Annotated in this window: 8 protein-coding genes; 5 read left to right on the forward strand and 3 right to left on the reverse strand. The window is 72.9% G+C overall.

What is annotated here, in order from left to right; genetic code table 11:
* Positions 1–88: 88 nt before the first annotated feature.
* Complete coding sequence (locus ACFWOG_RS37940; RefSeq protein WP_329882624.1) at positions 89–718, reverse strand: helix-turn-helix domain-containing protein; 630 nt, start codon at positions 716–718, stop codon at positions 89–91.
* Positions 719–886: 168 nt separating this feature from the next.
* On the opposite strand from ACFWOG_RS37940, the gene ACFWOG_RS37945 reads away from it, so the two are divergent.
* Entirely contained in the window at positions 887–1,909 is a 1,023-nt protein-coding gene (locus tag ACFWOG_RS37945) for a medium chain dehydrogenase/reductase family protein (RefSeq protein ID WP_329882625.1), read from the forward strand.
* Positions 1,910–2,039: 130 nt separating this feature from the next.
* Positions 2,040–2,306 carry a hypothetical protein gene (locus ACFWOG_RS37950; protein WP_329882626.1) on the forward strand — a complete coding sequence of 89 codons (267 nt, stop codon included), beginning with the start codon at positions 2,040–2,042 and terminating at the stop codon, positions 2,304–2,306.
* A 96-nt stretch (positions 2,307–2,402) separates the two neighbouring features.
* On the opposite strand, the gene ACFWOG_RS37955 is transcribed toward ACFWOG_RS37950, so the two are convergent.
* Positions 2,403–3,059: a response regulator transcription factor gene (locus tag ACFWOG_RS37955; protein WP_329882627.1), complete on the reverse strand. Its 657-nt coding sequence runs from the start codon at positions 3,057–3,059 to the stop codon at positions 2,403–2,405.
* A gap of 124 nt (positions 3,060–3,183) precedes the next feature.
* The gene (locus ACFWOG_RS37960) at positions 3,184–4,287 is read right to left on the reverse strand and encodes a sensor histidine kinase (RefSeq protein ID WP_380364044.1); all 1,104 of its coding nucleotides are present in this window, start codon (positions 4,285–4,287) and stop codon (positions 3,184–3,186) included.
* A 308-nt stretch (positions 4,288–4,595) separates the two neighbouring features.
* On the opposite strand from ACFWOG_RS37960, the gene ACFWOG_RS37965 reads away from it, so the two are divergent.
* The 3 genes from ACFWOG_RS37965 to ACFWOG_RS37975 all read left to right on the forward strand — a co-directional run bounded on the left by ACFWOG_RS37965 (position 4,596) and on the right by ACFWOG_RS37975 (position 7,200).
* Positions 4,596–5,522: a thiamine pyrophosphate-dependent dehydrogenase E1 component subunit alpha gene (locus ACFWOG_RS37965; RefSeq protein WP_329950027.1), complete on the forward strand. Its 927-nt coding sequence runs from the start codon at positions 4,596–4,598 to the stop codon at positions 5,520–5,522.
* 107 nt (positions 5,523–5,629) lie between these two features.
* Positions 5,630–6,607, forward strand: a complete 978-nt coding sequence (locus ACFWOG_RS37970; protein ID WP_329882630.1) for an alpha-ketoacid dehydrogenase subunit beta — start codon at positions 5,630–5,632, stop codon at positions 6,605–6,607.
* 86 nt (positions 6,608–6,693) lie between these two features.
* Complete coding sequence (locus tag ACFWOG_RS37975; protein ID WP_327681265.1) at positions 6,694–7,200, forward strand: quercetin 2,3-dioxygenase; 507 nt, start codon at positions 6,694–6,696, stop codon at positions 7,198–7,200.
* Positions 7,201–7,276 lie beyond the last annotated feature (76 nt).

The raw sequence follows: 7,276 nt of genomic DNA on the forward strand, positions 1-7,276 counted from the left end.
GACCGGAGGGGGGTCGCCGGGCGGCGGGGGGTTCGGGACGCGAGGGGCGGGTGACGGGCCCTGGGGCGCGTGGTGCGCCGGCCGGGCGTCAGGAAGCCGCGAGCCGGCGGTCGAGAACGGCGAGAATCAGCTCCTCGATCCGGCGGGCGACCGCCGAGGTCTCACCCTCGGGACCGGCCAGCAGGTCGAAGGTCTCGAAACTGGTGAGCATGAACAGCAGCTCGACCAGTTCCTCCAGCTCGGCCTCGCCGACCTCGGCGTCCCGGTCGGCGAGCAGCCGGCCGAGGACCACCTGGAGGCCGCCGCGCCGACGCTCGCCGCGGCTCTGCAGCGCCGTGTCCAGCTCCGGATCGAGGATGCCCAGGCCGCGGAGCCGGCGCAGGGCGATCCGCCCGGATCCGTAGAAGCCGCTGAGGACGTCGAGGATCGCGGAGAGCGCCTCCCTCCCGCTGGGCCGCATGAAGGCCGCGGGCATTCTGTCCATTCCGCCGCGCAGCGCCAGATCGTCGAAGAGCGCCTCCAGCAGGCCGGTCTTCGAGTCGAACTGGTAGTAGACGGTCATCCGCGCCACCCCGGCGGTCTTGGCGACGGCGTCCATGCTGAACGAGGCCGGGCCCTTCTCCCCGGTCAGCAGCTCGCAGGCGGCTTCCAGAATGCGGGTGCGGGTCTGCTCGGCGGCTACCTGGCGTTGGCCGGCTCGGTACTGGCGTGGGCTCATGGGCTGTTGACGTCTCCTGAGGCGGGTGCTATCACATTCATTGTACACTCAGTCTATATAAAAATACGGGGGCAGGGAACGGCCTGGCGGCCGGCTCCCGTGACCGTCCGCCCCCACGGAGGACCAGTGCCACTCCTTCCATGACGTCTCTCCACTGCGGAGGCCACGATGAGGTACCGCCACGTGAGTGTGCCGAGGCTCGGCGGAGCCGAGGTCCTACGGCTGTCCAGCGAAGAACTCCCGGCCCCGGCCGTCGGTCAGGTCAGGGTCAGGGTGCTCGCCGCCGGCGTCTCCTACGGTGACATTCTGCTACGCGCCGGGGTCATCCCCGGCGGGCCGAAGCGTCCCTTCACCCCCGGATACGACCTGGTGGGCGAGGTCGACCAGGTGGGCCCGGGCACCCGGGCCCCCGCAGTGGGGCAGCGGGTGGTCGCACTGGTGCGAAGCGGCGGTTACGCGGAGTACGCGATCGTGCCCGCCAACCGGCTCGTCGAGCTGCCCGAGGGGGTGGACCCGGTCGAGGCCTCCGCGCTCGCGCTCAACTACTTCATCGCGCAGCAGATGCTCCACCGGGTCGCCCGGGTGCGGCGGGGCGGGACGGTCCTGGTGCACGGCGCGTCCGGCGGCGTCGGCACCGCCTTCCTGGAACTGGCGGCGCTCGCCGAGGTGACCGTCTACGGCACCTGCTCCGGTGCCCGCGCCGACCAGGTGCGACGGCTCGGCGGCCACCCGATCGACCGGGACACCGAGGACTTCCTCCGGGTGGTGCGCGGCCTGCCGGGCGGCGCGGTGGACGCGGTCTTCGACCCGGTCGGCGGACCGCACTTCCTCCGCTCCTACCAGGCCGTCCGGCGCGGCGGAGTGATGGTCGGCTACGGCCAGAACGCCGCGCTGCGGGGCGGCAAGCCGGACCTGCTGGTCGGTGCCCAGGGGTTCCTGGGCGGCATCGTGCTGCCCAAGCTGCTCCCGGACGGGCGGCGGACGCTGTTCTACAACGCCTGGAGCCTGGAGAAGTCCCAGCCGGCCGCGTACCAGCAGGACCTCGCGACCGTCCTGGAACTGCTGCAGAAGGGGCTGGTCAACCCGCGGGTGGGCCGCACCATGGCGCTGGACGAGGCGGCCGACGCGCACCGCGCGATGGAGACCGCGGCCGTCAGCGGGAAGATCGTCCTGGTCCCGGCTCCGGCGTAGCGGGCCGGGACGGGGCCAGGAAACTTTCCCAGCGCGATGGGGATTCCCGCCCCATGACGGTGGGACGGCAGGTCACCAGGATGGCGGTAGCACCGCTTCCCCCCGCTGCCGTCCCGCCGGAGGCCTTCCGATGCGATCCGCTCTGCGCCGTGCCCACCGTCGTCTCCTGCTGCGCCGGTGGGCGCGGCGCTCCGGCCGGTACCTGGCCGACGGCATGATCTGGCTCGGGCTGGCCATGGCCCCGCTGACCTCGCCCTCGGCGCTGCCGGGCGCGCGCCGGCCCGAGCCGGTGCTGCCGCCGCCGGGCGTGCCGGACTGGCACCCGGAGCGGGCCGGTGCCGAGGCCGCCCCGTTGAGCCGGAACGAGGCCGAACTCTGGGCGCAGCTGGAGAGGTGACGGCACCCCGGTCGGCCCGGTCCGCCCCGGGCCGGTCCGCTCCGCCCCGGGGCAGGTCCGCGGGCAGGTCCGCGGACCTGCCCGCAGGGACGGGCGCTAGCTGCCGAGCCCGGCCCGCCGGGCCCGGACCGCGGCCTCGGCGCGGTCGGTGACCTGCAGCTTGCTGAAGATCCGGGAGAGGTAGTTGCGCACCGTCTTCATCGACAGCCCGAACTCGTTGGCGATGAAGGAGTTGTTGCGGCCGTCCGCCAGCATGGTCAGGACGGCCATCTCCCGGGGAGTCAGGTCGGGGAACGGCTCGCGCTCCGGAGCCGGTCGCCTGACCTGGGCCAACAGGTGGGCGGCCGCCTCCGGGCCGAAGAGGGCCCCGCCCTGGCTGACGGCGGTGATGGCCCGGCGCACGTCGTCCAGGCCGGCGCCCTTGACCAGGTAGCCGCGGGCACCGGCCCGGACCGCGGCGACGATGGAGTCGTCGTTGTCGTCGGCGGTCAGCATCACCACCGCGACCCGGGGGTGGCGGGCGAGCAGGGTGCGGGTCGCCTCGATGCCGTCGGTGCCCGGCATGCTGATGTCCATCAGGACGACGTCCGGGGCCAGGCGTTCGACGGCGGAGAGCACGTCGGCGCCGCTGGAGGCCTCGCCGACGACGGTCAGGGAGTCGATCCGGTCCAGGAGTTGGCGTAAACCAGCCCGGAAAAGCTCGTGGTCGTCGACCACGAGGATACGAAGGTTTCGAGGCGCGACCGGGTCCATGGGAGCTCCTAGGAGAGGGTGCGGATAGCGGGAACCCGGGGGACGGGCCGGGGGCGGCACGGGTCGGTCGGACACGGACTCCGCCGTACCGGCGGGCCGTGGGAGAAAGGCGGGAACGCGTGGGTCAACCGGTCCGGTCCGCGTCGCCGGTGAGCACCGAGTGCGGCAGTCGCACCCGGATCACGGTGCCGTGCGGGGCTCTGGTCTCGACCGAGAAAATCCCGCCGAGTTCCCTGGTGCGGACACACATGGACGGCAGTCCTATTCCGCCGACGGAACCGCTGGAAATCCCCACCCCGTCGTCCTCGATCGAAAGGTCGAGGCCGTTCCGGCCGATGGAGGCCGAGATCCGGCAGACGGTGGCCTGGGCGTGCCGTGCGACATTGGCGACGGCTTCGCCGGAGATATTCTTCAATTCGTTCTGGACACGGTCCGGGAAACCGTCGACGAGGGTCGGCAGCTCGGTGACGAAACGGAGCCGACCGGCCCCGGCCTCCTCGAACGCGCGGACCTGCCGGTGCAGGAACTGGCGCAGCGTGCCGGGACTGGGCGTGGACCGGGACTCGGACGTGTCGAGGTCGCGGATCACCTGCCGGACGTCGGCGATGGCGGTGCTGACGTCCTCCCGGGCCTGGGCCAGCAGGGCCGGGGCCTGGTCGGCGTCGCCGGTCAGCGAGAGGCCGGCCAGCTCCATCCGCATGTGGAGGGCGGCAAGCCTGGGGGCGAGCGAATCGTGCAGCTCGCGGCGGACCCGACGGCGCTCGTCGAGCCGGGCGGCGTCGGCCGGACAGGCGGGCTCCGGCTCGTCGGCCCTCGCCCCGTCCGGCCGGCGGCGCGGATGGGACAGCGCCAGATGCAGCCAGGACAGGGTGAAGGGGCCGGGCGCGGGCGGCGGAGCGGAGTCCTTCGGCCGGCCGCCGCGTGGTTCCGGGGCCGGTGGCAGGCCGGCGGCGCCGAGACCCGTGACCAGCCCGATGAGGGTGCTCACCAACCGTCCGATCCGGTCGGAGGTGTTCCGTTCACCGCGCGTAGCGAGTGTCGCCACGCCGTCCATGGCCAGGCTGGTTGGTCTTCGGTCTTCCCCGCCGGAGGTTTTGGCTATCTGATCCAGCATGGTTCCTGAAATCCCCCCGTCGCTCGCGTCGAACCCACAGTGCACGGGCGTTTCTGGCGCGGGGAAAAGGAATTCGTCGGACATACGCGCAAACCGGCACGGCGAACCCCGCACAAACGGTCCGTCGCGTGTTCTGTGCCGTGATCCCAATCCACCCGGGACAAGACCTTAGGCGGGCTGTTGCACAGGGCGCAAGGGTGGGCGGGGGGAGTGGTGTATGGCGCCGTGGCGGATTCGGACACTTGGTTGCACCCATGTGAGTGAGCACTTACCCTCATGGGAGTCGGGCCACGAGCGCGGCCGGCGACCGGGTCGCGCGGCGACTCGCCGGCCGTCCCCCGGAGAGCCGAGGAGGCGACCCCATGGGCACATCCCGTACCACACGTTTGACGGTTGATCAGATCGCTGAGATCTACCGGACGATGAGCATGATCCGAGCTTTCGAGGACCGTCTGCACGGGCTGGCGAAGAACCTGCCCGGCGCGGTCCACCTCTACAGCGGACAGGAGGCCGTCGCGGCGGGCGTCTGTGCGGCGCTCGCCCCCGACGACTACCTGGCCAGCACCCACCGCGGCCACGGTCACGCCATCGCCAAGGGCTGTGACGTCGAGGCCATGATGAAGGAACTGCACGGGCGCCCCGACGGCCTCTGCGGCGGCAAGGGCGGCTCGATGCACATCGCGGACTTCGACCGCGGCATGCTCGGCGCCAACGGCCTCGCCGGCGGCGGCGTGCCGCTCGCCTGCGGCGCCGCCCTGACGGCCCGCCAGCAGGGCACCGGACAGGTCGCGGTGGCCTTCACCGGTGACGGCGGCGCCAACCAGGGGGCGGTGCTCGAGAGCCTGGTGTTCGCCCGCATGCTCGACCTGCCGGTGGTGTTCGCCGTCGAGAACAACGGCTACGCCCAGGCGACCCCCGCCGACCGGCACTTCTCCGGCACCGACATGGCCCAGCGCGCGGCCGGGTTCGGTATCCCCGGCGCGGTGGTCGACGGCTACGACGTCCTCGCCGTGCACGCCGCCACCACCGAGGCGGTCGAGCGCGCCCGGGCCGGCGACGGGCCGACCGTCCTGGAGTTCCGGGCCGAGCGGTTCCACGGCCACATGGAGCTCTGGGACGACCAGTCCTACCGCCCGAGCGCGGACCCGGACCGGCTCCGCGCCGACTCCGACCCGCTGCTGCTGCTCCGCGCCCGGATCGCCGACGGCACCGCCGCAGGGCCCGCCGCCTTCGAACTGGACCGGATCGACCGGGACGTCGCCGCCCTCGTGGAGGCCGCCGTCGCGGCCTCGGCGGAGCCGTTCACGGTGGACCGGGCGAGCCTGCTCACGGACGTCTACACCCGCTGACGCGCGCGGCCTTCGACGCGTCCGCCCGCGGGCGCGCACGGCCTTGGACGAGTCCGCCCGCCGACCGGCGCCGGCCGGTCGGGACCACCTCCGGAGGAGAGAGTCACGTGCGTACCATCACCTACCAGCAGGCCATCGGGGAGGCGCTCGCCCAGCAGATGCGCTTCGACCGCTCCGTGGTCCTGATGGGCGAGGACAGCACCAACGCGTGGGGCCCGACCAAGGGCCTGCACATCGAGTTCCCGGACCGCGTGCTCGACATGCCGATCACCGAGGCGGCCTTCGTCGGCGCCGCGGTCGGCGCCGCGGCGACCGGCCTGCGCCCGGTGGTCGACCTGCTCTTCGTCGACTTCGCCACCGTCTGCTTCGACCAGATCGCCAACCAGGCCGCCAAGCTGCGCTACATGTCCGGCGGCAAGGTCTCCGTGCCGCTGGTGCTGCGCGCGATGTGGGGCACCGGCCTGCGCCGCGGCGCCCAGCACTCGCAGGCGCTGCACCCGCTCTTCGTCCACCTGCCCGGCATCAAGGTGGTCGCGCCGTCCAACCCGTACGACGCCAAGGGCCTGATGGCGCAGGCGCTGGTGGACGACGACCCGGTGCTCTTCCTGGAGCACAAGATGCTCTACTTCGCGCCCGGCCCCGTCCCCGAGGAGCCGTACGCGATCCCGTTCGGCACGGCCAAGGTGGTCCGCGAGGGCGCGGACGCCACCGTGGTCGCGATCGGCCGGATGGTCTCGGTCGCGCTCACCGCCGCCGAGCGGCTGGCCGCCGAGGGCGTGGACGTCGAGGTGATCGACCCCCGGACGCTCTCGCCGCTGGACACCTCGACCATCTACGCCAGCGTCGAGAAGACCGGCCGCCTGGTCGTGGTCGACGAGGCGCACCCGCGGTGCAGCCTGGCCACCGACATCGCCGCCCAGGTCGCGCAGGACCGTTTCGCGGCGCTGCGCGGACCGGTCAGGATGGTCACCGGGCCGCACGCGCCGGTGCCCTTCAGCCCCGAGCTGGAGGACGCCTTCGCGCCCGGACCGGACGAGGTGGTGGCCGCCGTCCTGGCCACCAGCGCCGTCCGCACCGCGGCCTGACGCTCCGTCCGATCAGACGCTCCATCAGTTTCCGCACCGTTTCCGAGCGGTCCCGCGTGCGGGACCGCCGACCGAGGAGGAACCGAGTGACGTCCCAACCGTTCGTGAAGCAGCCCGACGAGGGTCGCGCCATCTGGCACGTGGGCGCCCTGCTCAAGTTCAAGGCGACCGGCGCCGAGACCAACGGCCAGTTCTGGCTCGCCGAGCAGCTCTCGCCGGCGGGCTACGCCTCGCCCGTCCACCTGCACACCCGCGAGGACGAGTTCTTCATCGTCCAGGAGGGCGAGATGGTGCTGCGGATCGGCGACGACGAGCACAAGGTCGGCCCGGGTGCCACCGTGTTCGCGCCGCGCGGCATCGCCCACCAGTACCGGGTGGAGACCGAGGGCACCCGGTTCCTGGTGCTCGGGACCCCGGCCGGCTTCGAGGAGTGGTTCTTTCAGACCGGCGAGCCGGCCACCAGCCTGGAACTCCCCCCGCCGCTTCAGGGACCGCCGGACTTCGCCCGGCTGCTGGGCGCGCTGGAGCCGCTCGGCGTGCAGCTGGTCGGGCCGCCGCCCGGGCTGGGCGGCCCCGCCGGACCGCCCCGCTGAGCGGTGCCGCGTCTGGACAGTGCCGCGCCGGCCCAGCCGTCCAACCCCGCGGCAGGGGCCCCCCCGTGCCAACCCG

This window comes from Kitasatospora sp. NPDC058406 (genome assembly GCF_042722765.1).
Taxonomy (GTDB): Bacteria; Actinomycetota; Actinomycetes; order Streptomycetales; family Streptomycetaceae; genus Kitasatospora.

What these genes read in the sequence shown, in the direction of transcription:
- ACFWOG_RS37955 (WP_329882627.1), bottom strand. Translation starts at nt 3,059, where the DNA reads ATGGACCCGGTCGCGCCTCGAAACCTTCGTATCCTCGTGGTCGACGAC.
- ACFWOG_RS37940 (WP_329882624.1), bottom strand. Translation starts at nt 718, where the DNA reads ATGAGCCCACGCCAGTACCGAGCCGGCCAACGCCAGGTAGCCGCCGAG.
- ACFWOG_RS37945 (WP_329882625.1), top strand. Translation starts at nt 887, where the DNA reads ATGAGGTACCGCCACGTGAGTGTGCCGAGGCTCGGCGGAGCCGAGGTC.
- ACFWOG_RS37950 (WP_329882626.1), top strand. Translation starts at nt 2,040, where the DNA reads ATGCGATCCGCTCTGCGCCGTGCCCACCGTCGTCTCCTGCTGCGCCGG.
- ACFWOG_RS37965 (WP_329950027.1), top strand. Translation starts at nt 4,596, where the DNA reads ATGAGCATGATCCGAGCTTTCGAGGACCGTCTGCACGGGCTGGCGAAG.